Origin of the sequence: Duodenibacillus massiliensis, from assembly GCF_900128485.1 — a bacterium.
GTDB lineage: Bacteria > Pseudomonadota > Gammaproteobacteria > Burkholderiales > Burkholderiaceae_F > Duodenibacillus > Duodenibacillus massiliensis.
Window position 1 is genome coordinate 292,655 of the sequence record NZ_LT635860.1, and the last position, 26,043, is coordinate 318,697.

Genomic DNA, 26,043 nt, shown 5'->3' on the forward strand with positions numbered 1-26,043 from the left:
CATTGAGCGCTGGCTGCTTCATCAGGGCGGTCAGCCGCGGTTTAAGAGTGCTAAACGGGGCTTGCACAGCGTTGAGGGAAAATTAAACAAAACAGGGTTGCGTTGGAAGGCTAAGACATGGACGCTCGAGGTTCTGGATCTGGTGATAAAGGCTGAAGCCCCGGATGCCTGGCAGAAAGAAGCTCTTCTTTCAGCAACAGATCCGTCCGGCTTTAAGCGTGTCAAATACTGCCGTCTTCTCTGGCGGATGATCCGCGGCCGTATGCGCTACTTTGTTCAGCTCATTGTCGAAGGCGTACCGCCCGTCAAGCACGTTTACGCTCCCAAGGATCTCAAGGTGGCTGTTGACCCGGGCCCGAGGACCATGACGTTTTACAGCCCCGAGTGGCAGCAAAAGATTTTGGTGAGCGCGGGTACTGTCTCTCAGGAAAAGGAGATTGCGCGTCTTTTACGTGCCATGGACCGCTCCCGCAGAGACACGAATCGGGAGTGCNCGGGTCCAAAGCAATGAAGCGATTTCAGCCAAATTTTTCATTGAGTTTATTGCCCTGATCATCCGCAACCGGTTCTACATCCTGCTCAAAGAGGAAATGCTCAGAACCGAGAAAAGAAAGAATTTTCTGACAGTGCCTGCGGCCCTGAAAGAGCTGGAAAAAATTGAACTTGTGAGACGGCAAAGCGGACTTTATGGGCTGGACCACGCCGTAACAAGAACGCAGAAAATTATCCTCAGTTGCTTTGGCATGAATGAAGATGATGTCCGCAGGGGTGCAGCATCGATAGCAGCGTCACTGGCCGCAGCGGCCGCCAATCAAAAAGACAACAATGAACCCGAAGAGGACGATGATGCCGAGAATGAAATCTGTGACGTCGATTGAAGCGAAAATTGCGTTGGCGCANTGTACCGTAAGAAGGCTCTTTGGGAGAGAAGTCATCAGTTGGGAGACACGGACTGGTACATGGACCGCGACCTTGCGGCAGCCATGAACCTGTATTTTGCGGATCCCGCCACTGACAGCTACGATCTGAAGGCTGAGCAATCAGCGCTTGCGAGGCTCAAACAAGTCTCAGGGAACGCCGGATCGATAGTGCAGTACAAACCAGCGAATCGGCAAGACGAAGCAGTCCTTCGCCGGAACCGACGGATCGAGCTGATGAAGCCCGTGCCCGTAGAGCGGTTGCGTTTTAAATGTTCCTGTGGTGCAGGGGACGCCCGGGCAGACAAGGCCTCAAAAACCTTGCCTGTTACGGGAAAGCCTGCACCGTGTCAGGAAACCCCGCGCTTTCAAGCGCGGGTTGTTTAGGCACAGAGGAAAAAACTCGCCAAATCCGGAAATTTTTACTGGCCAAATTTCTTTAACGGACGCCAAATATGACTCATTTGCTATAATATCGCATATCCTTTTTATTTTAACTGCAATGAACTTTGCTACTCACACCTCCGCCATGGTCTTTTACAGAAAGGAGCATGGCCTGTCGCAAACTGAAGTTGCCCGAGCAATGGCCACGACCCAATCGGCGGTTGCGCGTCTCGAAAAACGTCTGCTTACAGGAGCTGACGTCACTTTATCTGCTCTCCAGCGGTATGCGGGAGCAATCGGATTGAGCATTGAATTGACACTTAAGCCAGTCAAGAAACGGTACGGAATTTTTCCCAGTGCTGAAGCTGCCATTGCGGCCGCTGTCCATACATCGGCATGCGAAGGCCGAACGGTTCCTGCTAATGAAGTTGAAGATCTGTGGAAAATGGTTCGAGGCGATATTTCCAGACAAGATCTGATCAAGAAATATGTCGCCGAAGCTCTCGCAAAGCAGGAGGCGCGCGACCGTGTCTGATGAGTACGATTACAAATACGATTCTTTGGAGGATCCTTATGTCTATCCTGGCACCCAAATATTGCGAAACAAATTCGGGATCAAACATCAGGACCTGCTATCCGAATTAGAGAGTCAAATCACAGACTCTAAGTTTGTTAAATCGAAGCAAAGTGACGACGATATTCCGACTGGGAATTTCGATCTTAAGCACCTTCAAGCTGTCCATAAGTATCTTTTTGGCGAGCTTTACGATTGGGCTGGAGAGATTCGCAAACAAGGGTTCATCAGTAAGGGGCAATCCGTCTTCTGCTTTGCCCCTATGATTGAGTCGTATGCCCGCGGAATCTTTGGCAAAATGCAACGAGAGAATTTCTCCGAAATGGATGTTAAGCGATGCGCCTGCAGATTAGCCTACTACCTGTCGGAAGTTAACGCACTGCACCCATTTCGTGAGGGCAACGGGCGATCTACACGCCTGTTCTTCCAGATCTTTGCCGACAAACACGGATGGAACTTGTCTTTTGAAAAGATTTCCCATGTTGCGTTGGTCGAAGCGATGATCGAAAGCATGAACGGATCCTTGGTTCCGTTAAGCGAGCTACTGGAGAAATGTCTGTCGCGACAAGCAAGTACATAACTATCGGCGGCTTTGCGATGTCATTGGAGCCGATCTGAACCAGAGCTAGCTCCTTCCATGGGCTATCACGTTTGTGAATCGAAATAGTTAAGGTGGGTTCTCACTGCTGTCCAAAATAGACTCTGCTATAGAGTTTCGAGCATATACCTGGACTTCCCAACAACGTTGCACTCAAGCCTTCGGATCTGCATTTCTTTCTTGAATTTCTTCAAAAATTTGTTGCATTTTCGAGTTTTTTATTTATTATTGAGTGTAGCGATTGCACTCGATGATAAGTCAGAAAAATGGCTGAAAGAAAGGTTCCGATTCCCGTGATTGCCGGGAAAATTACAAAGGCGAAACGCAAGGCCGGGGTCTACGTCTTATACGAGCTTGAGCGTGTGTATGACGCCAAGAAAAGATACAACGTGCCCAAGCGAGTCACCATCGGGAAGGTGTGTCCCGGTGATGACAAGATGATGGTGCCCAACGAGAATTACCAGAAGTACTTCCCCACGGCAGCCATACCCGAAGAGCATGCTGAAGTTGATCGCAGTTGCTGCCTGAAAATTGGCCCGCATCTTGTCTTTGACAAGATTTTGGAGGAGTACAGGCTCAAGCCGATGCTGAGTAAGCACTTCGGTGAGAGCACAGGGCTTCTTCTGGACTTGGTGAGCTATCTGATCGTCAACGAAGACAACGCCGGGCAGTACTACCCGGACTTCGCCTTTTCGCATCCGTTGTTTACCAAAAACCAGAAAATCAAAAGCGACTCCACGGTTTCCCGGTTCTTTTCATCCGTCACCAAGGATCAGATTTTTGGTTTCCTTGATGACTGGAATGCGCAGAGAGACCATAGAAACCGCATCTACGTTTCATACGACTCGACCAACAAGAATCTGCAGGCGGGCGACATCGACTACGCCGAGTTCGGCAACGCAAAAGTAGACAAGGGAGTCCCCGTCATTAATGTCGCTGTCGCCTTTGACAAAACCAACAGAGAGCCTCTTTTCTACGAGGAGTATCCCGGTTCGATCAACGATGTCAGTCAGCTACGGTTTCTTATCGACAAAATTAAGGCCTACGGCTACAAGGATTTAGGACTCATTCTCGACCGAGGTTATTTCAGCCGCGACAACATCGAGTACCTGGATGCCTGCGGCTACTCCTTCATCATGATGGTGAAAGGCTGTAAGGCATTGGTTGACACCGTCATTGAAGAGAAGCGCCACACATTCGAATCCACCCGCAAGGCAAAGATCGGCCCTACCGGAGTCTACGGCGTTACCGTTGCGAAACACCTTTTCTCCGGAGATAAGCACAAGCGTTATTTCCACCTGTATTTCAGTCCGTCAAAGATGGCCGCTGAGCGAGACCGGGTAGAAAAGAAAATAGCCGGAATGGCTGCAACGCTGAAATCCCTGGAAGGCCAAAAAGTCGAGCTGCCAAAAGAGTATCTCAACTACTTTCACTGCCACTTTATGAAAGGCAAGACCAAGGATGAGGCAAAGACGTTCCTGTACGCCGAGGAGAAAGAGTCGGTTGTGCAGCGTGAACTCGATCTGTGCGGTTACTTTGCCATCATCACCTCAGAGACCATGTCTGCTGAGCAGGCCTACATCNACTCCTGGCGGCGGAAGCTCGATACAACGCATGGGCTGAAAAGTTGCTTGCCCTGCAGAAAGAAAAGGAAGAGGTGCAGGCAGCCAACATCGCCGCGGCTCTCAGAACCAGCCGGAAGACCTATCAGGAGCTGATGACCTTTTTGGGGAAATAATCACCCGTGCCGGTGTTTGAGTGCAAATTTTTTGGGAAGTTCAGGGGATAGCGCCGCGAGAGCGGCAGGGATCTGCGGCGTCAAGCCAAGAAACTCTGATGGCGTGCCAGCGTTCTGTAGTGGCAGGGAAAGACAATCATCCTGTGTTGATTTTTAGCACTCGGAGTGTGTCACAGAAAAGCGGGGCAGCCGATGCAGATTTAAGCGCACTTTGTGTGGCAGAAATTCGCGCAACAAAGTAGCAAAAAAAGAAGGACGAAATGAGTCAAAAATTAATTTCGGGTGTGTCAGATTCTTAACGCACTTCTGTATCAGATCTATACGCTACATGACAACGGTTTTCCGAAGTCCATCACGCTTGTCGGCCAAAAATATTGGTACAAGCCCACAGTGGATATGTACGTCCAGAATTGGATCAACAACGCACTGCGGGCCGCCAAACTCGTTCAGGTACCCTTTACCGAATTTCAGAAGTCCGTGTCGCTGAGACCGATCGAGCCGACAGGCGGACAAGGACTTCGCAGGCTTTCGCCATAATGACGTTGGCGTACTCATCCATGAGGGGCCGGCGTTGTTCGAGCAGGTCGGAGCGCTGATAAGCCTCGCGGACCGCGTTGCCGGTACTGTGCATGAGTGATTTTTCCGTGAGCGTCACGTCTTTTCCGGTTTCTGCACACCAATCCGAAAAACTTGACCGGCACCCGTGCATGGTGACATTGCGCTTGATGTAATGCCGGATAATGACTCTCGGCGTCCCGTAATGAATATGCGGCTGACGCGTCCCTTCAAAAATCCACCCGTTAGTACTCCGGGGTACCTTCCTCAAAACCTTCACAGCCCAGGGACTTAACGGCACCCTGTGCGGATAGGGTTTGCCGTCCTTACGCCGTTCAGGCGGAATACTCCAGATTCGGTTTTCAAAGTTGATTTCCTCCCACCGGGCTCCGCAAAATTCCTGGCAGCGCGTCGCCGTTAGGATTCCGAAGAGCGTGCAGAGTGTGCTGCGGGAGCCGGTACGGTAGAGCTCGATAGCAGCGGCCTGTAATTCCGGGATGGTCGGTGCTTCATGATGGGATTTCACCGTGATTTTTTCAGGATTCGGGAGGTCAAACTCCAGGTATCCGGACCACTTGGCCGGATTCTCGGTCTTTCGCCACCCGCGACGGGCTGCGTAGTCAAAGACGATTTCCATGCGGCCTCTGACACGCTTGGCAGTCTCTGTCTTTTCTTTCCAGATGGGTTTTAAGACGGAGAGCACATCGTCGCGCGTAATCTCGGCCACATCCTTTTTACCGAGTTTCGGAAAGACATAAGTCTTCAGCGTACTCGTCCATTGCATTTCATGCTTCGCGTTACGCCACTGACGCACTTCAGCACAGACGCGAATGGCTTCGTCGGCCACATCCTCAAATCGGTGCACCAGCTGTTCCGGGGCCTTTTCTTTTTCCGCCGCCGTACTTTTTGATCTGCGGACAGGCTCTTCAGCCGGCAGAGGCGCTTCGGCCGGCAGATCGGCTGACGCCGGAGCCGGAGAGGCGGCTGGTCTGGGGTCGTAACCGCTCGCGACCAATCCCCGGTATTGGTCGGCTTTAACCTGGGCAGCTTTCAGTGACAGGGTTTTTGCCGCACCCAGGCCAAACTCATAACGACGGCCGCCGTGGCACAGCCGAAGAATCCAGCTGCGGGATTTCCCGTTGTTCTTTACGACAAGCTGCAGTCCGCGGCCGCAACCGTGTCTTCCGTCCGGTAATAAAAAAACATCCTGCTGTCTCATACGCTCTTCCTTTATGAGGGAAAGAAGATCCGGGGATTTTCAGAGTGGCCGCCTGTGACGGCGTTCTTTCCCCCATTTCTTCCCCCCTTGTTTTGAAACACCGTGAAATAGAGGTTAAAAGGAAGGCTGTTTAAAAAAGGCGTTTAACTTCGGCGAAATGCCGAAATTGGTTTATGAAACAGTGGATTACGAGCCAAAGATAACAAAAAACCTCACAAGATCAATATCTTGCGAGGTTAATCAATGGCGGAAGGGGAGGGATTCGAACCCTCGGTGCCCTATTGGACACGCCGCCTTTCCAGGGCGGTACATTCAACCACTCTGCCACCCTTCCGCGAAGCACTTCACCGCTTTCTCTGAGTTCTGGGACCGTGGTTTACAGCCCGAAACAACCCTCATGGGGCCGGCGAAGAATGCGCATTATATACAGAACTTTCCCGGTTGTGTTGCTTCAAACGCACTGTTTCTGCGAGTTCACGGCTAGTGTTCTGTAGTAAAAGGAAAAAAATCAGCCGGCCACCAGCGAGTACAGCAGCCACAGGGCGCAGAGCCAGAAAGCGATGCCTGAAATTCTGTTGATCCAGATGCAGTTTTTCTGAGTCATAAAGCGCTCTGCGGCTTTGTGCCCCATCCAGCCGTAACAGGAATGAATGATCCAGACAAGCAGTGTGTAGGAAAGCGACAGAAACACGAACTGCGGCCAGTAGGGCTTGTTGTCGTCAATGCACTGCGGAAAAAGCGACAGATAAAAAATGATGAGCTGCGGGTTGGAGAGCTGCAGGACAATACCTTCTCCGAAAAGCCGCAGCGGACCGGCCTCGGGCGCGCCCTGTTCTTTTCGGCCGGTGTAATTGACAACCCTGAGGAAATTCGGATTTGCATTAAAGCGCTTCCAGCCCAGGTAGAGCATAAAGACCATCCCCGCGAGCTTAATGACATTGTAGGCCGTAGGCGAAGCCGCAAGGATGACGCCCAAGCCCGTCGCTGACAGGGCGGCAATCATCAATGTGCCGAGCGCTACGCCGATAATGCCCGGCGTGGCACGGGGCACTCCGAGGCGAATGCTGTTTGTAAGCGACATTAAAACGCCGGGCCCCGGAGTGAGCACCGTCGGAACGGCAATTCCCAGAAAGAGAAGATAAAGCGTCGGGTTGACCATACAACAACGTCCTGCGGTCAGTTAAGTCGGGGGTTTCTCACACGAATGATGCCGGCCGTAAGCCCTGCGGCAAACACAACGGCAATGCCGATAAAGGTCACGGTATCGGGTTTTTCGCCGAAAACGAGCGCTCCTAAAATCAGCGCAAAGACAATGCCTGAAAACTGAAAAACGGTGTTTACAAGGGGCTGCCCCTTTTGCCAGGCACGTGTGAGCGTGAGCTGAGCGGCAGTCCCGGCAACGCCGACCATAAGCAGCGGCACGATACTTTCCGCCGAATGACTGTGAAAGCCTTCGGGGGTAAAGAGCGTGATGACGGCACCGAAAACAGTGCCCGTGAGCGTGAAGTAAAAGACTATGCGCTCGTTGGGTTCCTTATGCAGCGACAAATCGCGGATACCCCAGTCGCCGCCCGCACCCGTCATGCCGGCGCAAAGCCCGAGAATTACGGCCATAAATTCAACCGAGGAAAAGTCCGGACGCAGGATGAGGACAGCCCCGACGAAACCAACGGCCACGGCGGCAAGAAGCGGCCAGTCCATGGCCTTACCTGCGCGGCGCGCTGCGATCACGATGAAAAGCGAGAAGAAAAGCGGACTTGTATACGCAAGCGTCTGCGCGGTTCCGAGCGGCAGAACCCCCAGTACGTAGACACCCAGGGAAATACTGAGCGTTCCCACCAGGCACCGGGCAATGTGGTGACTCACAAAGTGCGGTCTGAAGCTGATGTGTCTTGCGGCCATCTGCGCACCGACAAAAAGAACGCCGAGCACCGAGCGGTAAAAAATGATCTCCATTACGCCGTAATAGGCCGTGGAGAGCTTCGCAAAAAGCGCCATCAGCGCAAACAGAAAGGCTGAAACCAGCATCCAGCATGACTCTCTGACTGACATACGGACACCACTCCTTCTGTTTGCCTTTAACGTCCCGATGTTCTGATTTTGTCGCCTTAACCGGCGGTTGGAAAGCCGCTGCAACAATCTCAGGCTGTCTCCGCCGGTTTTGCCGGAAAGATCTGACGTGCCGTTTTTTCTCTTCCTGCTTTGTCTTGTTAGTATTCTAAGTGCTTTTGTGTAGCTTCAGTTCCCTGGGAGAGAACATGCCGACAAATGACGAATTTAAGGTATACCATGAGGCACTTGCTGCAGAACTTCAGCCCGCGATGGGCTGCACGGAGCCGATTGCGCTAGCTTATGCCGCAGCCGAAGTCGGCAAGCGCCTCGGCGGCTACCCGGAAGCTATCGATGTGGAGGTCTCCCGCAACATCGTTAAAAACGTCAAAAGCGTCATTGTGCCCAATACCGGAGGGCTCTCGGGCATTGAAGCGGCGGTCGCAGCGGGGTTCGTTTGCCGCCGTCCTGAAGCAAGACTTCAGGTGTTGGCGGACGTGAGCAACACGGAACGCGCTGAAATCCGCGAACGTGCCAAATTACCTATGACAGTACGGCAGTCCCATGAGCCGGACGTCTTTTTCATCAAGGTGACGGGGAGCCTCGGCGGGAAAACCGCGGCAGTGACAATACGCACATACCACACCAACATCACCCGGATCGAAGAAAACGGCGTGACGATACTTTCAAAAGACGATGTCTGCGCTGACGCTCAAGCTGACGGCGAAGCTTGGTCAATTCCGGAACTTATCAAAGCGGCACGCGTCATGCCGCTTATGGAAGCCGAGACGCTCCTCATTCGGCAGATCGACTGCAACAGCGCCATTGCCGCAGAAGGCCTTAAAGACAATTGGGGCGCCACGATCGGAAAGATTCTTCTAGCGAGAAACCCCGAAGATCCGGCCACGCAGGCCCGCGCCTGGGCAGCCGCTGGGTCTGACGCCCGCATGAACGGCTGCGAACTGCCGGTCATCATTGTCTCCGGCAGCGGCAACCAGGGCATTACCGCAAGCGTCCCGGTTCTGATTTTTGCCCGGGCACTTAAAATAGACCGGGAAACGACACTGAGGGCCGTGCTTTTAAGCGATCTTGTGACAATTGCTCTTAAACAGGGGATTGGAAAACTTTCGGCCTACTGCGGGGCGGTGAGCGCGGGCTGCGGCAGCGGCGCGGGGATTGGTTTTCTTGAAGGACTCACAGACAATGCAATTTTGGGCGTCATCCGCAACGCCCTTGCGATTACCTCCGGTATTCTCTGCGACGGCGCAAAGTCCTCATGCGCCGCCAAAATCTCAATGGCGGTGGAGGGAGCGCTTTTGGCGCTTGACATGGTGAAAAACCATCAGACCTTTAAAGCCGGCGACGGCATCGTGCAGAGCACAACGGACTCAACGGCCCGTGCCGTGGGCCGCATCGCCAGCCGCGGCATGGTCTCCACCGACCGCGAAATTATCGACGTGATGCTACAGTGTTGAAATAAAAACAGCCGGATTTGCGGCCCCGGCTGTTTTTATTGGACGACAGCAAATCAAAGCGCTTTGACGCGTTCGACCTGCTTGCCGGGATCAACGACAATCGCCTTCATGCCGCGGGCTTGGATCGCCTTTTGACCGCGCTCGGTGCAGATCACCGTTGCGCCCTTGGCAACGACCTTGCCGTCCCAGAGGACCTTGCGGCCCGCAACAAAGGAGGCCTTGGGCTCCTGGGTCGCGTAGTCATAAACCGTCATATCGGCGTCTGCGCCGACCGAGAGGTGTCCCTTATTTTTAAGCCGCAGCATCCGGGCCGGATTAAGCGACGTTTTCTGGGCAAATTCCGTGAGTGTGAGCACATCAAGCTTCACAAGGGACAGCCCCTGCGAGAGGATGACGTTGCGCGGAATGCAGCCGCCGTCCGTGGAAATCGCGTCCACAACAAAGCTGCCGTCATCGCGCTTGACTTCGGCAAGCATGATTCTCGGAATCGGGGGATTGACGTTGAAACTGCCGCCCACGTCGGTCCCGGCGGCTTCCCAGCGCTTTAAGGCTTCCTCACCGGTCATCAGATCGGAATAGCCGCCCGCGTCATAGACCACAAAGGCTTTGCCGGCCAAAAGGGCTTTTCTAACGCCGTCAGCGTCCTCGGTAAAGCCGAAGCGCCGCAGACATTTTCCCGTCACTTTGGACTGGATTTTTCCGTCCGGGAAGCAGGTAAGACGCGTCCCGTTTTTGGGCGAAATGTAGCTTTCACAGAAGATGTTCGGGTTTTTCTTCAGCAGATCAATCGCCTGCAGCGTCTCTTCAAGTTCCGGGCGGATTGCACCCCGGCAGTAGGCGTTGATGTGCGCAAGGTGCAGGGGGTAGCCGTCTGCCATTTCCACGGCTTCCTTCATGCCTTCGATGTTGGAGCCGTGTTCGCTCGTGCCCGCATGCCAGGCCACATAGGTGCGGCGCTCCAGCGCGGTCTTAATGAGAAGCGAGGAAACCTCCGGTTTAAGCGGATAGTGTCCGCCCAAAAGCTTGACGCCGAGAGCGCCGTCGTCAAGGCTCTTGTCAATGAGTTCCACCATCTCGGTCTTTGTCGGATGGTCATTTTTAAAAGTAAAGGGCGGAGACGCAAACTGCAGAATCGCCATGTTGATCCCGGCGCCGTACTCGGGAACGTTGTTGAGGATGTCGTCCAGGGGACCTGCCATATCAAGGCACGTCGTCACCCCCTTCATCGCGAGCATCCGCGGACCGTAGGGAGAACCCCACATGGAGCCCAAATGAACGTGACTATCGATGATGCCCGGCTGCAGCACGAGTCCCGTGAGGTCAACGGTTTCTTTTGCTTCCCCGGTGAGTTCTCTGCCAACGGCAGCGATTTTGCCGTCAGTGACCGCCACGTCGGCGATGCCGTTCACGTGATTCAACGGATCCACGACATGTGCGTTACGCAGCAACAGATCGTACATGGTTTTCTCCTCAAACTTCGAACTGACTCAGACGATACTCCTCTCGAAGGAGACAGTGTCGCTTTGTTACGCCATCGGCTCCCGGAGGCCCGTTTCTCTGAGAGCCGATTTTCTTTTGCGCATCGAAATCATCCAGAGCGCGAGCACCAAAACAGCCGAAAAGGACATCACGGCGCTGTACTTCCAGGCGCTTCCCATCACCAGAGGCACCCACAGGGCGGTACTCACTGAAAAGCCCGCCGTCACAAAAAACTGCTGAATGGACGCCGCCATCCCGCGGTTGTCCGGAAAGTAGTCGAGGTTCATGGCCATCATCACCGGCCGGCAAAGCGCCATGCCAAACTGATAGAGCATGGGGCCGATCAAAATCAACGGAAACCCCCAGCCCAAACTGTAGTCGGCAAGGGTTGATGCCGCACCTGCCGCAATCATGAAGCCGATCGTTGCGTAAAGCATCCGCACGGGACCGAAGGCCTGCGCCCAGCGCGCGGCATACCAAGACCCCACCAGTGACGTTCCGATCAATGGGAAGGTGAGATACGCAAAGTCGTCCACCCCGAGATGCATGATGCGGATCACAAAGTCAGCGGCGCCGGCCGAGTAGAGGATCCCGCCCATAAAGCAGCAACCGTGTGCGGCAACACCTGCCATAAACGCGGTGTTTGTGAAACCTCTGCGGTAGTCCGTCAGAAGCTGCATAAGGCCGAATGCCCTGCGCTTAGCCGCCGGGAGCGTCTCCGGGATAAAAAGAGCAGTAAAAAGCGCGATGAGCCCGGCGTAGACAATGAGAAACACAAAGACCGCGTGCCAGGAAAACCGCACAATGAGTGCGCCGCCCACAACGGGAGCGAGTGCCGGCGACACGGCAAAAAACATGGCAACCAAAGCATTCATGCGGGCCGCACCGAGCCCGGCCCAGCGGTCACGGACAACGGCCTGCGTCACCACCTGACCGGCAGCGGCGGTCAAACCCTGCACAAAGCGCCAAAAGTAAAAGACTTCGATGGTGGTCGCAAGAGCTGCTCCGAGGCTTGCCGCCATAAAAAGCAGCATCCCGGCGATGATCACGGGCTTGCGGCCGAGGCTGTCGGAAACCGCCCCCACAAAAAGGCTGGCCACGGCATAGGTTGCAAGGTAGACGGTGAGCGAGAGCTGCACGGCGATGAAGGAAACTCCCATGTCGGCGGCCATTGCGTGAAACCCGGGGACGTTGGCGTTTACGGCAAAAGGCCCGAGACTTGAAATAAAGCCTAGAAGCGCGGCGTCGGCGATCGTCGGCGCTTTCTCCCGCGAAGAGGAGGGGTTCGTGTTTTTCTCTCTCAAAGCCATAGCGGAACTAAAGCGGTTTTGCAGCACCTTAGGGGTTTATCCTCATAGGTATGCTACAATAAGGGGATGCTGAAATGAATTGAATATATTGGGAAAGTTTGCCAATGCAGGGATTTTTTTTACAAGTTGTTTACCTCATCGTCCTGTTGCTCATCAGCGCCTTTTTCTCCTTTGCCGAAATCGCTCTCGCAGCCTCAAGCCGTACAAGGCTTCAGATCGCTTCCGAGAAAGGAGACAAGCGTGCAGACCTTGTGATGCGTCTGCAGGACAAACCCGGTCCTTTCTTTGCGGTGATTCAGATCGGGCTTAACGCTGTTGCCATTTTAGGCGGCGTTGTGGGTGACACGGTTTTTTCGCCTTTCTTTGAGATGCTGCTTGTGAGGATTATGCCCGCGCATGCGGCGTCGACAACGGCCTTTGTGCTCTCGTTTCTCATCGTGACAATGGCCTTTGTGGTGCTTGCTGACCTTTTGCCCAAACGCCTCACCTTTAATAATCCCGAGCGAAGTGCCATGGCCGCGGCCCCCGTGATGGCACTTTTAATCAAGCTTCTTGCGCCCATGGTTGTGATCCTTGACTGGATCAGCGCGCAGCTTGTGAAGATGATGGGCGGAAGCCCTGAGCGAAACAACAAGATCACGCCGGACGATATTTTGGCCTCAGTCTCCGCGGGCGCTGCGGCGGGCGTGGTGGCCCCCGCGGAACTCTCCGTCATTGAAAACGTCTTTGACCTCGAGCACCGCACGATTACGACCGCGATGACGCCCCGAGAGAGCGTGGATCACTTCTTCACGGACGACACCGAGGAAACGATCCGCCGGCGTCTCTCCAAAAACCCGCACAGCCGGTACCTGGTCTGTGACGGGGACATCGACCATGTCGCAGGGTGCATTACCAGTAAAGAGATTTTGAGAAGGCTTCTTGACAACAAGCCCATTTCCTTGAAGGAAGAGGGGATTATTCAGCCGGTGCAGTTTGTGCCCGATACGCTGAGCCTTGCGGAAATCCTCGAAGTCTTTCAGCGCTCGAGAACGGACTTTGCGGTGATTCTGAACGAATACGCGATTGTCGTGGGCGTTGTGACGCTTAACGACGTGATGAGCACGGTGATGGGTGATATGGTTTTAACGCCTGAGGAGTCGCAGATCGTCAAGCGTGACGATGAAAGCTGGCTCGTGGACGGCTCCACCCCCACGATTGATCTTGCGTGGGCGCTTGACATCGACATTCCCACGGCGGACAAACCCTACGAAACCGCAGCGGGCTTCATCATGTATCAGCTCAGAAAAATCCCGAAGCGCACGGACTTTATTAATTTCCGCGGCTACCGCTTTGAGGTTCTGGACGTCGACAGCAACCGCATCGACCAGATTCTCGTGACACGCATTAAAAAGGCGCCCGTTAAGAGCGCCGTCTAAGCCGACTTTATTTTTGGGAGAACTCCAGGTGAAAAACTTTCTGAAGGAATTTCAGGCCTTTATTTCCAAGGGTAACGTCATGGATCTTGCGGTCGCCGTCATTATCGGCGCTGCGTTTTCCGCGATCGTAAACAGCCTGGTCAAGGACGTTGTGAACCCCATTTTGGGTTTTGTGGCGGGTAAACCCGACTTCACCAATCTCTTTATCGTCTTAAAGGATGCCCCGAACTACACGGGCCCTCAGACCTATGAAGCGCTCACCAAGGCCGGTGCAACGGTTCTGGGCTACGGCGCGTTTCTCACAGCCGTCGTGCAGTTTCTGCTCCTTGCGTTTGTGATCTTCTGGCTTGTGCGCGTTGTGACCACCGTCCGTAAGCACATCGAAGCACAGGCCGCCCGTCTCTTGGAAGACAAGAAAGCCCAGGAAGCCGCCAAGCCCGCGGCTCCCGCACCCACGCCCGAAGACGTGGCGCTGCTGCGGGAAATCCGCGACCTTTTAAAAGCGCAGCAGAATCAAAACAAATAACTACACGACCGGAAAACTTCCGGCCGGCGCAAACCCGATCGTCATTTCGCAGGGTTTGCAGTGAAAGCGGGCTATAAGCCTGTGACCCTTACTATCGGTGAGATAGAGGGGTTCGGGTTTCAGATGCCCGCCGTTTCTTTCCTTAAAGCGGGCCTTGGCTTCTTCGTCACCCTTTAAAAGCCGCGGGCATAAGCCGAGCGCCATACGGATGCAGTGACGGGTGTGCATCAGGTTTTCGGCGTCCTTTAAAACCGCAGGATCCGTTTCGGCCGCAGGGGCAATCGCAATGACGCCCTGCTTTCGCCAGAAGGTTTCGGCAAAGCTGTTGGCGGCATTGGCGGTAAAGTCAAGCGCCGCGTCCTTAAATGACGCATTGTCAAGGGGCTCATGCCTCAATTGTGGTTTGGGGTGCGAGGCCGCAACAGCATCCTGCAGTTTGGTGAGTGCCTCACGCCTGAGGTTATTCAAAGCTGAGACCGGCACAAAAGGCAGATGGCTGCCCGCGGGCGCCTCAATCTGAACATCCGCTGCATCAAAAAGCGTTCCGCCGGTCTTTTTAAGGGCATTGATGATCCCTGTGCGGGCCCGTTCCTGATCGCGCGCCGCCTGACAGTCAAAGGGCATCCGGGCTTCACCAGTCGCACCGCAGGCCTGTGCCGTTACCCGCAGTTCTTTGTCAGCAAAGGCAAAAGTAAGCGTGGCGTCAATCGCGCGGCGGGACGTGTCGCCCGCGAGGGTTTTCGCAAACACATGGTCTTTATTGCGGTTAAGCGTGACGCCGGGCTTTAAGGCCGGGTGTGCAGTGAGCCTATCACGGATAAACAGCCGCACAGTCCCGTTTTGAAGATCTTCAGCGCGGTTGACCGCAAGGCCCCGGAGTTCCTCATGGTCGTCAAGGTAAACGAGGCCGTCGCCGTTAGCGATCTCAGCTTCGGTTTTGATGTCAACCGTATCGGGGTTGTGATTGAGTCTTACCACGCGGCCGATGCGCTCTCCGGTGCTTTTCGGAGTATCGAGTTCCGCGATCACGCGCCTGCGGCCGTTGACAAAATAATCAGTCTCTCCGCGGTGAAAGGTGCGTGCCGGATCGGGCGTAAAGGTAAAGGTGCAGTGCCCGAGCGAAGCGGCCCGCCAGGCGTCATTCGTGTGCGCGGCAATGAGTTTGTCGAGCTTTTCGCGGTAGTAGGCCGTGATGTTTTTAACGTAAGCCGCGTCTTTGAGCCGCCCCTCGATCTTAAAGCTTGTGACACCCGCCTCAATGAGCTTTTCAAGGTTGGCGCTCTGATCGTTATCCATCAGGCTCAGGACATGTTTGTTTCTCGCGAGAAGCCGGCCCGTGCCATCGTAGACGGTGTAGGGAAGGCGGCATGGTTGCGCGCATTCGCCGCGGTTGGCGGACCTCCCGCACTCGGCGCAGGAAAGGTAGCAGCGCCCGGAATAGGAAACGCAGAGCGCGCCGTGCACGAAAAACTCGATGCGGGCGCGGTCAACGGCCTCATGGCACCGGGCGACTTCAGCCAAGGTGAGCTCGCGCGCCAAGACCATCTGGTTAAACCCGAGGCTGTCGAGAAACCGGGCTTTTTCGGGCGTCCGGATATCGCACTGGGTGGAAGCGTGCAGTTCTACGGGGGGCAGATCCAGTTCCAGGAGCCCCAGATCCTGAATAATGAGCGCATCCACGCCCGCACGGTAAGCGTCCCAGGCAAGCTGCCGGGCTTCTTCAATTTCGTTTTGAAAAAGGACGGTATTAAGCGTCAGGTAGATTCTCGCGTGGTAATTTTTAGCCCAGGCCGCAAACGACTCAATGGAAGCGAGGGAATTTCCCGCCGAAGCGCGGGCCCCGAAGCCGGGACCGCCGATATAAACGGCGTCGGCACCATGATCAATCGCGGCACGGGCCACATCCGTGTCGCGCGCGGGCGCAAGAAGCTCCAGGGGAAAGCGACGGGCGGCGTCAGCTGGAATCATAGAAATTCCGCGAGGAAACCCGCGTCTTCAGACGCGGGAGGAATCGCGGCCCTCCTTTCTTAGTTCAGTTAAAAACATCTTTCGCTTCTCAAGAAGCGAAAGTTTCTTGTAGTAAATACCGGCAGAAATCTTTGTACCGTCCAGTCGGCTGCTTGGTTTCGCCCGTCGGCACCGTCAGTTGAATCACAAAGGGCGTTCGGCGCACAGCCACGGCCTTGCCGGCCCGAAGGAGCTTACGCGCCTTGGGCGGGGAGCACGGCATGAGCGGTTGCCCGCGCATATTCAACACAAATACTTTCAAAGTGTTCTCCATTGACGGATACCTCACGGGCTCCGTCTGCTCGACCTTGCGGTCGGTGGTGATCCTTCGCCAATGTTGGAAGGGGTTTGTTGTCTGAAGCACCGCTCCTACCTCTCAGAGCTTTTAACTGCAGACCGCAGAGCGCGGGACTAGGATCGACATCCCGCGGTGCCTGTTTGCGTCCCGTCTTGCGACGGAACGGATTCCCAACCAACGGAGTCCGTCCGAAAACGGACTGAGGCTAGTCAACCAAGACTTGTTGCCAAGCCTCTGACTTCAGTCAGGGGTAGTTGACCCTGGGCTGGTTGCTGATGGTCGGCAGTTCCGTCTGAAAGGGTCTCGCGGCGGGCCTCACGCACTTTTCAACCGCAAGGTACTTCGCGAGGTCCTCATCCCCCATGCGGCGTGCGGCGTCCGCAGGCGACTCCCCGCGGTCAGTGCAGAGGTCCCGGAACGCCCCGTTTTTGAGAAGCTCCATCACAACTTTGCGCGAAGGCATGCGCGCTGCCATATAAAGCGGCGTCACCCCCGCACGGGTCTGAACGTTGATGTCCGCCCCCTGAGCAATCAGCATCTGCACGAATTCCAGGCGCCCGGCTGCGGCGGCGTAGTGCAGTGCCGTCCAGCCTGAAGGTTTATTGACCTTTGCGCCGCGCGCTAAAAGCGTGTTAAAGAGCTCTTTGTCGCCCTTAAAGGCTGCAAGCATCAGCGCGTCTTCTCCGAGACGGCTTTGGGTATTGACGTCAATGCCGGGCGCTGCAAGGAGCAGCTTAATCACCGGCTGATTATCCATGCGGATCGCGCGCACGAGGGCCGGATCACCGTCCTCCACAAGCGTATTGGGGCTTACGCCCTGCGCGAGGAGCTCTTTGACAACATCCGCGCGATTTCGTTCGACGGCTCCTGCAAACTCTGCCCAGGTTTCTTCGGGGCCCGCCTTTTTGACAGTGACCGCGGCATTTTCCACAATGCCGAATTCATTCACCTTGGGAGCGGAGGAGCAACCCGCAAGAAACGCGACAGCCGCAATGACCAAAAGTGTCTTTTTCATGGCAATTTAAGAATCTTAAAGTTTGAAAAACCGGCGGGCGTTGGCGGTTGTGGCGGCCGCAACCTCTTCAAGCGGCAACCCCTTGAGTTCAGCCATCTTGCGGGCCACTTCAACGACGTAGGCCGGTTCGTTGCGTTTGCCGCGGTAGGGAACCGGGGCCATGTACGGACAGTCCGTCTCAATCATGAGGTTGGTAAGGGGCATTTTCCGTACGGTTTCCTGTAGTGCCGCCGCGTTTTTAAAGGTGAGCAGTCCTGTGACGGAAACCATCCCGCCGTTATCGGCCGCCTTTAAGGCGCATTCGGTTGATCCGGCAAAGCAGTGAAGGACAAATCCGACGTCCCCGGCTTTTTCCTCAATCAGAATCTTGAGGGCGTCGTCTTCGGCCTCACGCGCGTGCACGATCAAAGGTTTCCCGAGGATTTTTGCCGCTTCAATGTGCCGCCGGAAACGGTTTTTCTGCCAGGTAAGATCGCCCTTACACCAGTGGTAATCAAGCCCTGTTTCACCCACCGCCTTCATTTCGGGCTGAGAGCAGATATGAAGGATGCGCTCAAGGCTCACTTCGGGACGCTCGGGGCTTACCTCAAACTCCGGGTGCAGCGCCCAGGCGCCGTAAAGGTACCCGGGATAGCGACGCACGAGCGCAACCACCGCGTCAATCTCGCTTTCTTCGCAGGCAATGACCATCCCGCCCGCCAAATGCGCGGCCTTCATGCGTTCGACCACCTGGTCACGGTCAGCATCAAACTGCGGGGCATTGATGTGCCCGTGCGAATCAAAAAATTCAACTGTCATCTGGCCGCAGCCTGGTGCCCGGAGTAGAGGGCATCGATTTCGGAGGCAAAGCGCTCGGCAATGGGCTTGCGCCTGAGTTTCAGGGTGGGCGTGAGAAGCCCGTTGTCAATTGTCCAGGCTTCCGGCAGGATCGCCACGTTTCTGGGCTGCCCGTAGCGCGGGAAATCACGCGTCACGGTCTTAATCCGCTTTAAAACGGCGGTGCGCACGTCTCTGCGGCCCATGGTCGCCGGATCCATGGGATCGAGCTGCATTTCGGCGCACAGCGCCTGCCAGCGGGCCTTATTTAAAACCGTAAGCACCGAGACGTAGGGCCGGTTTTCACCGACGGCCATCACCTGTTCAAAGAGGGGATCCTCCTGAATGGCAAATTCCAGGTCCACCGGGCTGATCTTTTCGCCGGTACTGGTCACGAGAATCTCTTTGATGCGGCCCTTGATGCGGATGCGCCCGCCGTCACTTAAATCGGCCTGATCGCCCGTTTTGAACCACCCGTCTTCGGTAAAGGCGGCACGGGTGTCGGCCTCCCGGTTAAAGTAACCCTGCATGACCTGGGGGCCCTTCACCTGCAGCTCGTCGTTTTCGCCGGTCCTCACTTGGGTGTCAGAAAGCGGAAAACCGACGGTGGCGGGGTGATTTGACCCCTTGGCGCACATCGAAATCATGGGGGAGGTTTCAGTGAGCCCGTAAACCTGCATCAGGGGCAGCCCCATCCCGCAGAAAAACCGTGCGACGGAACTGTTAAGCGATGCGCCGCCCGAGAGCATCACGCGCATGCGGCCGCCGAAGACGTCTCTGACGCTCATCGCAATCTTACGTTCCAGATACGGCCACATGAAGCTGTCGATGAAGCGCCGCGCGCTTTTTTCCTGCGGCAGATCGTTTTCGCGGCAGAATCGCCGCCAGCCAACTTCCCGGGCCCAGTCAAAGAAGTACCCCTTTTTGGTGGGCATCTTCGCACGCATTGCCATCAGGTGGTTGTAGAAGCGCTCGTAAATGCGGGGCACCGAACTCATCACCGTGGGACGGACGTCTGCGAGATCGTCGCGCAATTGCGACACACCCCGGGAAAACGCAAGGCACGCGCCGAAGGCCACACCCGTGTAGGCGCCGGCCGTCCGCTCAAAGGTGTGCGAAAGGGGCAGATAGGAAAGAATCACGTCGTCTTCGGTGATCTGCGTGACGTTCCACATCTGACGCACGTTATTCACAATATTGCTGTGCGACATCATCACGCCCTTGGGGCGGCCGGTGGTGCCCGAGGTGTACACAAGGCTTGAGAGGTCGGAGGCCTTGGGCCCCTCGGGAAGCTCGGCGACGTCGTTACCGGTTGCCAGCCACGCTTCAAGCCCGCCGTAAACAATGTGCCCGCAGCTTGTGCCTTCATCGGTATCGTTTGTGAAAACAACGCGGGTGAGGTTGGGGAGGTCTTCGTCGTTTTCAACGAGCGAATGCCAGCGGGCGAGCGACACCGTCACGAGAAAGCGCGAACCACTGTCAGCAAGAATGTAACGCGAGGAACCCGCGGTGTCGCTTGCGTGAAGCGGCACGGTCACCAGGCCGTTGGCGAGCGCCGCCTGATCAAAGGTAACCGCATCGAGGGAATTAGGCAGCAGCATTGCCACACGGTCGCCCTTCGTAAGGCCCATCTTTGCAAAGGCCTTGCGCCAGCGCAGCACGCGCTTGGAAAACTCACGCCAGGTAATCGAGATCCATTCGTTGGTGGCAAAGTCATACCACCGGTAGGCCTCACGGTCGGGCCAGATCCGTACGGTGCGGTCCAGAAAATCCGGAATGACGCGGGCTTCTTCAGGGAAACGCGGCAAAGCAGTGCTCCTTATAGTCAACCGATCAATTTTACTCGGCGCAGAGAGTGGTTTAGCCGGCCGCATACACCCTGTTGCGAAAAATTGCGGGAGCCCAAAGGAAAACGGGACCTGCCGTTTATCTTGGCAGATCCCATAAGAAAACTGCAGTTCCCGGCAGTTGTCAGTGATCGGACTTTACCGTTAAAACCGGAATACCGGCTTTATCAAGCGCAATCCAGCCGAAGCGGTGCGCCTTTTCGCCGTCAAGGGACCAATCCGGAATCACCCAGCGGGGAACCGGTTCCTCAAGGTGCACGGAGGGTCTGTGGGTGTGCCCGTGAATAACGCAGCAGCAGGCGGTGCTTCGCGCGGAGACTGCGACGGCATCGGTCACAACGTCCATGACAGCCAACGATTTGGCCTTTTTCTCAGTCTTTGAGCGCTTGCGTGCCTTTAAGGCCCAGAGCACGCGCTTAAGAACCGGCATATTGAGGGCCTCGGCCTGCCAGGCGGGGTCCCGCACCATTTTGCGGAACGCCTGATAGTCGGTGTCCAGAAGGCACCACTCGTCACCGTGAGAAAGGAGAATTCTCGGGCCCCCGGTCTGCTGCACCACGGTCTGCGGTTTTAAAAGCTCCCCGCCGCAAAGCCTTGCGTAATCTTCCCCCAAAAGCACATCGCGGTTACCCTGCATGAAGTAAAGCCTGCCGCCCGAGGCGGCGTACTTCTGAAAGGCGCGGGTGACGGGATACGCAATCCACGCGGCATCGTCTCCGAGCCAGAATTCAAAAAGGTCGCCTAAAACGAAAAGCTCCCGGTAGTGCGGTGCGGTTTCCCGCATAAACTGCAGGAAAGCCCGCACCGATTTGGGCTTTGCGGGCGAAAGATGCAGATCGGCGATAAAAACGGGCTTTGTGAGTTCGGGCACCGTCCGGGTGCCCGCCAAAGCCGGCAGAGTCGCAGCAGTCATCCAAAAGTTACTACCTTGAAGTTTTTACGCGGCAGGCGCCGCGCAAAAACAACCAATCAAAGTCAGATGATTTCGGCCTTTTCAATGACGACGTCTTCCTTGGGAACGTCCTGGAAACCGCGGCTTGAGCCGGTCTTCACCTTGGCGATGCGGTCAATGACGTCAAAACCCTCCACCACATGACCGAAAACGGCGTAGCCCCAGCCCTGACCGGACGGAACCGTGTGGTTGAGAAAGTCGTTGTCGGAAACGTTGATGAAGAACTGGCTCGTCGCGGAGTGGGGGTCGCTCGTGCGGGCCATCGCGATCGTGTACTTGTCGTTTTTGAGCCCGTTCATCGCTTCGTTTTCAATCGGCGCGTGCCCTTCTTTGTGCTGCATGCCGGCTTCAAAGCCGCCGCCCTGAATCATGAAGCCGTCGATCACGCGGTGAAAGAGAGTGCCGTTGTAAAAGCCTTCCTTCACATAGCGCTCAAAGTTTGCGACGGTTTTCGGAGCAGCCTTGGCGTCGAGCTCCAGATCAAAGGAACCGAGATTGGTGGTAAAGCGGATCATGTTGACTTTTCCTCAATTACTTGACGATTTTGACGGAGCGGATTGTAACGGTCTTCACCGGCACATCACTCATGCCGGCCTTGCGCCCCGTTTTAGCCTGCGCGATTTTATCGACAACATCCATGCCGCGGGTTACGCGGCCGAAAACGGCGTAACCCCAGCCGTCCTGCGCTTCACGGGCGTCGAGGAAGGTGTTGTCCTCCACATTGATGAAAAACTGGCTTGTGGCGGAATGGGGCTCCGAGGTGCGGGCCATGGCAATCGTGCCTCTGCGGTTACTCAAGCCGTTGCGGGCTTCGTTCACGATCGCTATGTCCGTCGCCTTTTGCCGCATATCGGCCGTGAAGCCGCCGCCCTGAATCATGAAGCCGTCAATCACACGGTGAAAGATCGTGTTGTCGTAAAACCCTTTTTCGGCGTAAGCGAGGAAGTTTTTAACGGTCTCGGGGCTTTTTACCGGGTCAAGTCTCAGGGCAATCACGCCTTCGGTGGTGCTGATTTCGACGTTGACGGCATCGGCGGCTGCAAAAACGGCGGCGGGCACAAGCGTTGCGGCAAGACCGGCCGTAGCCAGAGTAAGACGGATACGGGAGGAGAAACGGTTCATGGTGTTATTTATTCAATGAGTTTGGAAAGTGTTGAAATGCGTTCGGCCAGGGCCGGTTCAGCCTTTTGTTCCTGGGCTTCCTTGTAATTGGTGAGAGCCCGCACAAGATAGAGGTTTGCGAGGTTAATCCTTGCGTTACGGAAGGCGGGCCTTAACCGCAGCGCCGTTTTTAAAAGCTCCTCGGCCTTTTCGAGGTTTCCGGCATTGCTTTCAATGGCGGCCAGATTGTTGTAGGGCTCGGGGATTTCCGGGTACATCGCCGTAAATCGGTTTAATTCCCGGCGGGCGGCCTCTGTGTCCCCGGACTTTTCCAGCACGACGCAGCGCTGAAAACGAAGCTGCACGGACTTGGGATTTTTGGCAAGGGCCTTCGCGATAATATCCAAAGCCCCTTCGTAGTCGCCTTTGGCGGCACGGGCGTCCACCGCATCACTGTACTGATCAACGGAGAGCGCCTTAAACGGCACCTCGGCAAGATCCGGGGGATCGAAGCGCCCGGCAGCGGCTGTCTGCGCGGCAAGCAGGGCTGCCGCCGCCCAAAGAGCCATCTTTACGGTGCGTAAAAAACGGTTTTTCTTCACGGTCACTTCCGGGAAAATTCAGAATCCGGCTTCGGGTAAAGGGCTGAGGCGCGGTAAAAAGCCGCCCCGCGGGCTTATACTCCGAAATTGCCTGCGCGGAATTTTAATAAAGCCTGAGCGCATGACGCTTAAGGCCGCACCGCGCGAAATGCTTCAGAATTTTTCAAAGATCTCGTTATGGCTCTTTCCATTTATTCAACGCTTGCGCGTCAGGTCGTTCCCTTTACACCGCTTGTGGCCGGCAAAGTCGGCATGTACGTCTGCGGCGTCACCGTTTACGACTACTGCCATATCGGCCACGCTCGCACGTTTGTGGCCTTTGACGTGATCCGCCGCTGGCTTGATGCCTCGGGCTACGCCGTCACTTTTGTCCGTAACGTCACCGATGTCGATGACAAGATCATCCGCCGCGCCGCGGAAAAAGGGATTTCCACCAAGGAACTCACCGACACCTACACGCGCGCGATGCAGGAGGATATGGAAAACCTCGGGTGCCTTGCACCCACTTATGAGCCCCGCGCCACGGAATTTATTCCGCAGATGTTAAGTCTCGTGAAAAAGCTCGAGGAAAAGGGGCTTGCCTATAAGGCTGCTGACGGCGACGTCGACTTTGCCGTGCGTAAGTTCGCGGGGTACGGCAAGCTCTCGGGCCGCACGCTTGACGAACTGCAGGCAGGCGCCCGTGTGGACGTCGCGCAGGGTAAGCGCGATCCGCTCGACTTCGTGCTCTGGAAGCACGCCAAGCCCGGTGAACCCCAGTGGGATTCGCCCTGGGGCCCGGGCCGGCCCGGCTGGCACATTGAGTGCTCGGCGATGAGCTGCCGCTATCTCGGGGAAACCTTTGATATTCACGGGGGCGGTCCGGACCTTATCTTCCCGCACCACGAAAACGAAATTGCCCAGAGCGAGGGCGCAAACGGCAAGACGTTTGCGCGCTATTGGCTCCACAGCGGGCCCCTGCGCGTGAAAAGCGCCGACGGCAAAGAAGAGAAGATGAGTAAGTCGCTCGGCAACTTCTGGACGATCCGCGATGCGCTCAAGGAAACCAATGCCCGGTTTGGCGACGGTAACGGCGCGGAAGTGCTGCGCTTTTTCCTTTTGAGAAGCCAGTACAGAAGCTCGATTACCTTTAACCCGGACCTGATTCTGGACGCCCACAAGGGCCTGATGCGCCTTTATACGGCTTTAGCCGACACGCCGGCCGCCGATGTTGACGTTGACTGGAACACAGAGGCCGCCGTGCGCTTTAAGGCGGCGATGGACGATGACTTCAATACGCCGGAAGCCGTGAGCAGCCTTTTTGAGCTCGCAAATGCCGTCAACCGCACGCATGATGCGAAACTGGCGGGGGAACTCAAGGCCCTGGCCAAAATTCTCAACATCCTGCAGCGCGATCCGCAGACATTCATTAAGGGCGCGGCCTCTGACGTTGATGCCGCGCACGTTGGAGCGCAGATTGCTGCCAGAGCCGCCGCAAAAAAGGCTAAGAACTGGGCCGAAGCCGACCGCATCCGAAAAGAGCTTCTTGAGGCCGGCATCGTCCTTGAAGACGGCCCGCAGGGCACGACCTGGAAAAAGGCGTAAACGGTCAACTACCCCTGACAGAAGTCAGAGGCTTGGCAACAAGTCTTGGTTGACTAGCCTCAGTCCGTTTTCGGACGGACTCCGTTGGTTGGGAATCCGTTCCGTCGCAAGACGGGACGCAAACAGGCACCGCGGGATGTCGATCCTAGTCCCGCGCTCTGCGGTCTGAGGTTAAAAGCTCTGAGAGGTAGGAGCGGTGCTTCAGACAACAAACCCCTTCCAACATTGGCGAAGGATCACCACCGACCGCAAGGTCGAGCAGACGGAGCCCGTGAGGTATCCGTCAATGGAGAACACTTTGAAAGTTTTTGTGTTGAATATGCGCGGGCAACCGCTCATGCCGTGCTCCCCGCCCAAGGCGCGTAAGCTGCTTCGGGCCGGAAAGGCCGTGCCTGTGCACCGAACGCCCTTTGTGATTCAACTGACGGTGCCGACGGGCGAAACCAAGCAGCCGATCACCTTGGGTGTGGATGCGGGCTACAAGCACGTCGGCCTGAGCGCAACGACCGCCAAGGAAGAGTTGTTGGCTTCCGAGGTCGAACTGCGGCAGGACGTGACGGGCTTGCTCTCGGATCGCTTGGCACTTCGCCGCGCCCGACGCAACCGCAAGACGCGCCACCGCGCACCACGCTTTGCCAACCGCGTTCGATCGAAGCACAAGGGCTGGCTTGCGCCGTCCGTGGAGAACCGCATTCAGGCGCACATATCGCGCATTGAAGCGGTTTGCCGAGTGCTTCCGATCACCAAAATCGTGATTGAAACCGCATCCTTCGACATTCAGAAGATCAAGAATCCCGAAGTCGAAGGCACGGACTATCTGCAGGGCGAGCAGCTTGGCTTTTGGAACGTGCGCGAATATGTGCTGTTCCGCGACGGTCACGTTTGCCAAGCCTGCAAAGGCAGATCGAAAGATCTGATTCTCAACGTGCATCACATTGAGAGTCGGAAAACGGGAGGCGACGCGCCGGGCAACCTCATCACGCTGTGCGAGACGTGCCACAAGGCGTATCACGCAGGCAAGTTGAAGCAGTTCAGTCCCCGGCGCGGCGCTTCTTTCAGGGCAGAGACTTTCATGGGCATCATGCGTTGGACGGTGTTCAACCGCCTGCGCGAGCGCCATCCCGAATTGCCTGTCACAAATACCTACGGGTATCTGACCAAACACAAGCGCATCGTCGCGGGCTTGCCGAAGACGCATTGCGCGGACGCTTTCTGCATTGCTGGCGTCCTCGACGCAAAACGTCGGGGCGAATACCTGTTTCAGAAACAGACGCGCCGCCACAATCGCCAGATCCACAAGCTGACGATTCTCAAAGGCGGTGTGCGCAAGCGCCATCAGGCTCCGTACCTAGTGCACGGCTTCAGGCTCTTTGACAAGGTGCTGTGCAAAGGGGAAGTCGGCTTTATTTTTGGCAGACGCTCCTCGGGTGCATTCGATGTGCGCCGTCTGAACGGTACAAAGATTTCTGCCGGTATTTCCTACAAGAAACTTTCGCTTCTTGAGAAGCGAAAGATGTTTTTAACTGAACTGAGAAAGGAGGGCCGCGATTCCTCCCGCGTCTGAAGACGCGGGTTTCCT

General features: G+C 55.9%; 23 protein-coding genes and 1 tRNA gene. 9 read left to right on the forward strand and 15 right to left on the reverse strand.

The features are described 5' to 3' along the window. The first annotated feature begins 938 nt into the window (after positions 1 to 938). The 4 genes from BQ7486_RS06905 to BQ7486_RS06920 all read left to right on the forward strand — a co-directional run bounded on the left by BQ7486_RS06905 (position 939) and on the right by BQ7486_RS06920 (position 4,191). Positions 939 to 1,304 (forward strand): hypothetical protein, encoded by a 366-nt coding sequence (locus BQ7486_RS06905; protein WP_074009472.1) that lies wholly within the window; start codon positions 939 to 941, stop codon positions 1,302 to 1,304. Further along, positions 1,297 to 1,836, forward strand: a complete 540-nt coding sequence (locus tag BQ7486_RS06910; RefSeq protein ID WP_235836751.1) for a helix-turn-helix domain-containing protein — start codon at positions 1,297 to 1,299, stop codon at positions 1,834 to 1,836. The genes BQ7486_RS06905 and BQ7486_RS06910 overlap by 8 nt, the downstream gene beginning before the upstream one ends. Next, positions 1,829 to 2,455: a Fic/DOC family protein gene (locus BQ7486_RS06915; protein ID WP_074009474.1), complete on the forward strand. Its 627-nt coding sequence runs from the start codon at positions 1,829 to 1,831 to the stop codon at positions 2,453 to 2,455. Before BQ7486_RS06910 ends, BQ7486_RS06915 begins: the two co-directional genes overlap by 8 nt. Before the next feature lie 458 nt (positions 2,456 to 2,913). After that, entirely contained in the window at positions 2,914 to 4,191 is a 1,278-nt protein-coding gene (locus BQ7486_RS06920) for an IS1634 family transposase (RefSeq protein ID WP_477174920.1), read from the forward strand. A 477-nt stretch (positions 4,192 to 4,668) separates the two neighbouring features. On the opposite strand, the gene BQ7486_RS06925 is transcribed toward BQ7486_RS06920, so the two are convergent. The 4 genes from BQ7486_RS06925 to BQ7486_RS06940 all read right to left on the reverse strand — a co-directional run bounded on the left by BQ7486_RS06925 (position 4,669) and on the right by BQ7486_RS06940 (position 8,013). Beyond that, the gene (locus tag BQ7486_RS06925; RefSeq protein WP_074009476.1) at positions 4,669 to 5,985 is read right to left on the reverse strand and encodes a tyrosine-type recombinase/integrase; all 1,317 of its coding nucleotides are present in this window, start codon (positions 5,983 to 5,985) and stop codon (positions 4,669 to 4,671) included. 244 nt (positions 5,986 to 6,229) lie between these two features. Then, positions 6,230 to 6,319, reverse strand: a tRNA-Ser gene (locus BQ7486_RS06930). Between the two features lie 174 nt (positions 6,320 to 6,493). Further along, positions 6,494 to 7,144, reverse strand: coding sequence for a LysE family translocator (locus BQ7486_RS06935; protein WP_074009477.1), 651 nt, complete (start codon positions 7,142 to 7,144; stop codon positions 6,494 to 6,496). A gap of 17 nt (positions 7,145 to 7,161) precedes the next feature. After that, a complete protein-coding gene (locus BQ7486_RS06940; RefSeq protein ID WP_162272248.1) occupies positions 7,162 to 8,013 on the reverse strand; it encodes a DMT family transporter in 852 nt (283 codons plus the stop codon). 230 nt (positions 8,014 to 8,243) lie between these two features. On the opposite strand from BQ7486_RS06940, the gene BQ7486_RS06945 reads away from it, so the two are divergent. Next, positions 8,244 to 9,509, forward strand: a complete 1,266-nt coding sequence (locus tag BQ7486_RS06945; RefSeq protein ID WP_074009479.1) for an L-cysteine desulfidase family protein — start codon at positions 8,244 to 8,246, stop codon at positions 9,507 to 9,509. Positions 9,510 to 9,562: 53 nt separating this feature from the next. On the opposite strand, the gene BQ7486_RS06950 is transcribed toward BQ7486_RS06945, so the two are convergent. Continuing rightward, positions 9,563 to 10,969: an amidohydrolase family protein gene (locus BQ7486_RS06950; RefSeq protein WP_074009480.1), complete on the reverse strand. Its 1,407-nt coding sequence runs from the start codon at positions 10,967 to 10,969 to the stop codon at positions 9,563 to 9,565. Positions 10,970 to 11,035: 66 nt separating this feature from the next. Continuing rightward, positions 11,036 to 12,298, reverse strand: coding sequence for a multidrug effflux MFS transporter (locus BQ7486_RS06955; protein WP_074009481.1), 1,263 nt, complete (start codon positions 12,296 to 12,298; stop codon positions 11,036 to 11,038). Between the two features lie 104 nt (positions 12,299 to 12,402). Here BQ7486_RS06955 and paeA point away from each other — a divergent pair, with 104 nt between their 5' ends. Both paeA and mscL read left to right on the forward strand, forming a co-directional pair. Then, a complete protein-coding gene (gene paeA / locus BQ7486_RS06960; RefSeq protein WP_074009482.1) occupies positions 12,403 to 13,716 on the forward strand; it encodes a polyamine export protein PaeA in 1,314 nt (437 codons plus the stop codon). Between the two features lie 28 nt (positions 13,717 to 13,744). Further along, positions 13,745 to 14,242, forward strand: a complete 498-nt coding sequence (gene mscL, locus BQ7486_RS06965) for a large conductance mechanosensitive channel protein MscL (protein ID WP_074009483.1) — start codon at positions 13,745 to 13,747, stop codon at positions 14,240 to 14,242. Here the strand turns inward: mscL and BQ7486_RS06970 are convergent, their stop codons facing one another. From BQ7486_RS06970 to BQ7486_RS07010, 9 genes are all read right to left on the reverse strand, one after another. Further along, entirely contained in the window at positions 14,243 to 16,210 is a 1,968-nt protein-coding gene (locus BQ7486_RS06970) for a peptidase U32 family protein (protein ID WP_074009484.1), read from the reverse strand. It abuts the gene before it with no gap. Between the two features lie 88 nt (positions 16,211 to 16,298). Then, positions 16,299 to 16,523, reverse strand: coding sequence for an RRXRR domain-containing protein (locus BQ7486_RS06975; protein ID WP_084765802.1), 225 nt, complete (start codon positions 16,521 to 16,523; stop codon positions 16,299 to 16,301). 268 nt (positions 16,524 to 16,791) lie between these two features. Beyond that, on the reverse strand, positions 16,792 to 17,562 hold the full coding sequence (locus BQ7486_RS06980; RefSeq protein ID WP_022372581.1) for an ankyrin repeat domain-containing protein: 771 nt from the start codon (positions 17,560 to 17,562) through the stop codon (positions 16,792 to 16,794). Between the two features lie 15 nt (positions 17,563 to 17,577). Continuing rightward, complete coding sequence (locus BQ7486_RS06985) at positions 17,578 to 18,360, reverse strand: TatD family hydrolase (protein WP_074009486.1); 783 nt, start codon at positions 18,358 to 18,360, stop codon at positions 17,578 to 17,580. Next, complete coding sequence (locus BQ7486_RS06990; RefSeq protein ID WP_074009487.1) at positions 18,357 to 20,186, reverse strand: AMP-dependent synthetase/ligase; 1,830 nt, start codon at positions 20,184 to 20,186, stop codon at positions 18,357 to 18,359. Before BQ7486_RS06990 ends, BQ7486_RS06985 begins: the two co-directional genes overlap by 4 nt. A gap of 163 nt (positions 20,187 to 20,349) precedes the next feature. Next, positions 20,350 to 21,138: a UDP-2,3-diacylglucosamine diphosphatase gene (locus tag BQ7486_RS06995; protein WP_074009488.1), complete on the reverse strand. Its 789-nt coding sequence runs from the start codon at positions 21,136 to 21,138 to the stop codon at positions 20,350 to 20,352. Positions 21,139 to 21,200: 62 nt separating this feature from the next. Continuing rightward, positions 21,201 to 21,692 carry a peptidylprolyl isomerase gene (locus BQ7486_RS07000; protein WP_022372297.1) on the reverse strand — a complete coding sequence of 164 codons (492 nt, stop codon included), beginning with the start codon at positions 21,690 to 21,692 and terminating at the stop codon, positions 21,201 to 21,203. A 16-nt stretch (positions 21,693 to 21,708) separates the two neighbouring features. Continuing rightward, a complete protein-coding gene (locus BQ7486_RS07005; RefSeq protein WP_084765765.1) occupies positions 21,709 to 22,299 on the reverse strand; it encodes a peptidylprolyl isomerase in 591 nt (196 codons plus the stop codon). An 8-nt stretch (positions 22,300 to 22,307) separates the two neighbouring features. After that, on the reverse strand, positions 22,308 to 22,880 hold the full coding sequence (locus BQ7486_RS07010; protein ID WP_143183087.1) for a tetratricopeptide repeat protein: 573 nt from the start codon (positions 22,878 to 22,880) through the stop codon (positions 22,308 to 22,310). A gap of 177 nt (positions 22,881 to 23,057) precedes the next feature. Between BQ7486_RS07010 and cysS the strand changes: the two genes are divergently transcribed. Beyond that, positions 23,058 to 24,464, forward strand: a complete 1,407-nt coding sequence (gene cysS / locus BQ7486_RS07015; RefSeq protein WP_074009490.1) for a cysteine--tRNA ligase — start codon at positions 23,058 to 23,060, stop codon at positions 24,462 to 24,464. A gap of 286 nt (positions 24,465 to 24,750) precedes the next feature. Beyond that, the gene (gene iscB, locus BQ7486_RS07020) at positions 24,751 to 26,028 is read left to right on the forward strand and encodes an RNA-guided endonuclease IscB (RefSeq protein WP_235836752.1); all 1,278 of its coding nucleotides are present in this window, start codon (positions 24,751 to 24,753) and stop codon (positions 26,026 to 26,028) included. Positions 26,029 to 26,043 lie beyond the last annotated feature (15 nt).

Excerpts from the sequence above, each read along its gene's own strand:
- BQ7486_RS06925 (WP_074009476.1), bottom strand. The coding sequence starts at position 5,985 with ATGAGACAGCAGGATGTTTTTTTATTACCGGACGGAAGACACGGTTGC.
- BQ7486_RS06935 (WP_074009477.1), bottom strand. The coding sequence starts at position 7,144 with ATGGTCAACCCGACGCTTTATCTTCTCTTTCTGGGAATTGCCGTTCCG.
- BQ7486_RS06940 (WP_162272248.1), bottom strand. The coding sequence starts at position 8,013 with ATGCTGGTTTCAGCCTTTCTGTTTGCGCTGATGGCGCTTTTTGCGAAG.
- BQ7486_RS06945 (WP_074009479.1), top strand. The coding sequence starts at position 8,244 with ATGCCGACAAATGACGAATTTAAGGTATACCATGAGGCACTTGCTGCA.
- BQ7486_RS06950 (WP_074009480.1), bottom strand. The coding sequence starts at position 10,969 with ATGTACGATCTGTTGCTGCGTAACGCACATGTCGTGGATCCGTTGAAT.
- BQ7486_RS06955 (WP_074009481.1), bottom strand. The coding sequence starts at position 12,298 with ATGGCTTTGAGAGAGAAAAACACGAACCCCTCCTCTTCGCGGGAGAAA.
- paeA (WP_074009482.1), top strand. The coding sequence starts at position 12,403 with ATGCAGGGATTTTTTTTACAAGTTGTTTACCTCATCGTCCTGTTGCTC.
- BQ7486_RS06970 (WP_074009484.1), bottom strand. The coding sequence starts at position 16,210 with ATGATTCCAGCTGACGCCGCCCGTCGCTTTCCCCTGGAGCTTCTTGCG.
- BQ7486_RS06975 (WP_084765802.1), bottom strand. The coding sequence starts at position 16,523 with ATGGAGAACACTTTGAAAGTATTTGTGTTGAATATGCGCGGGCAACCG.
- BQ7486_RS06980 (WP_022372581.1), bottom strand. The coding sequence starts at position 17,562 with ATGAAAAAGACACTTTTGGTCATTGCGGCTGTCGCGTTTCTTGCGGGT.
- BQ7486_RS06985 (WP_074009486.1), bottom strand. The coding sequence starts at position 18,360 with ATGACAGTTGAATTTTTTGATTCGCACGGGCACATCAATGCCCCGCAG.
- BQ7486_RS06995 (WP_074009488.1), bottom strand. The coding sequence starts at position 21,138 with ATGACTGCTGCGACTCTGCCGGCTTTGGCGGGCACCCGGACGGTGCCC.
- BQ7486_RS07000 (WP_022372297.1), bottom strand. The coding sequence starts at position 21,692 with ATGATCCGCTTTACCACCAATCTCGGTTCCTTTGATCTGGAGCTCGAC.
- BQ7486_RS07005 (WP_084765765.1), bottom strand. The coding sequence starts at position 22,299 with ATGAACCGTTTCTCCTCCCGTATCCGTCTTACTCTGGCTACGGCCGGT.
- cysS (WP_074009490.1), top strand. The coding sequence starts at position 23,058 with ATGGCTCTTTCCATTTATTCAACGCTTGCGCGTCAGGTCGTTCCCTTT.
- iscB (WP_235836752.1), top strand. The coding sequence starts at position 24,751 with ATGGAGAACACTTTGAAAGTTTTTGTGTTGAATATGCGCGGGCAACCG.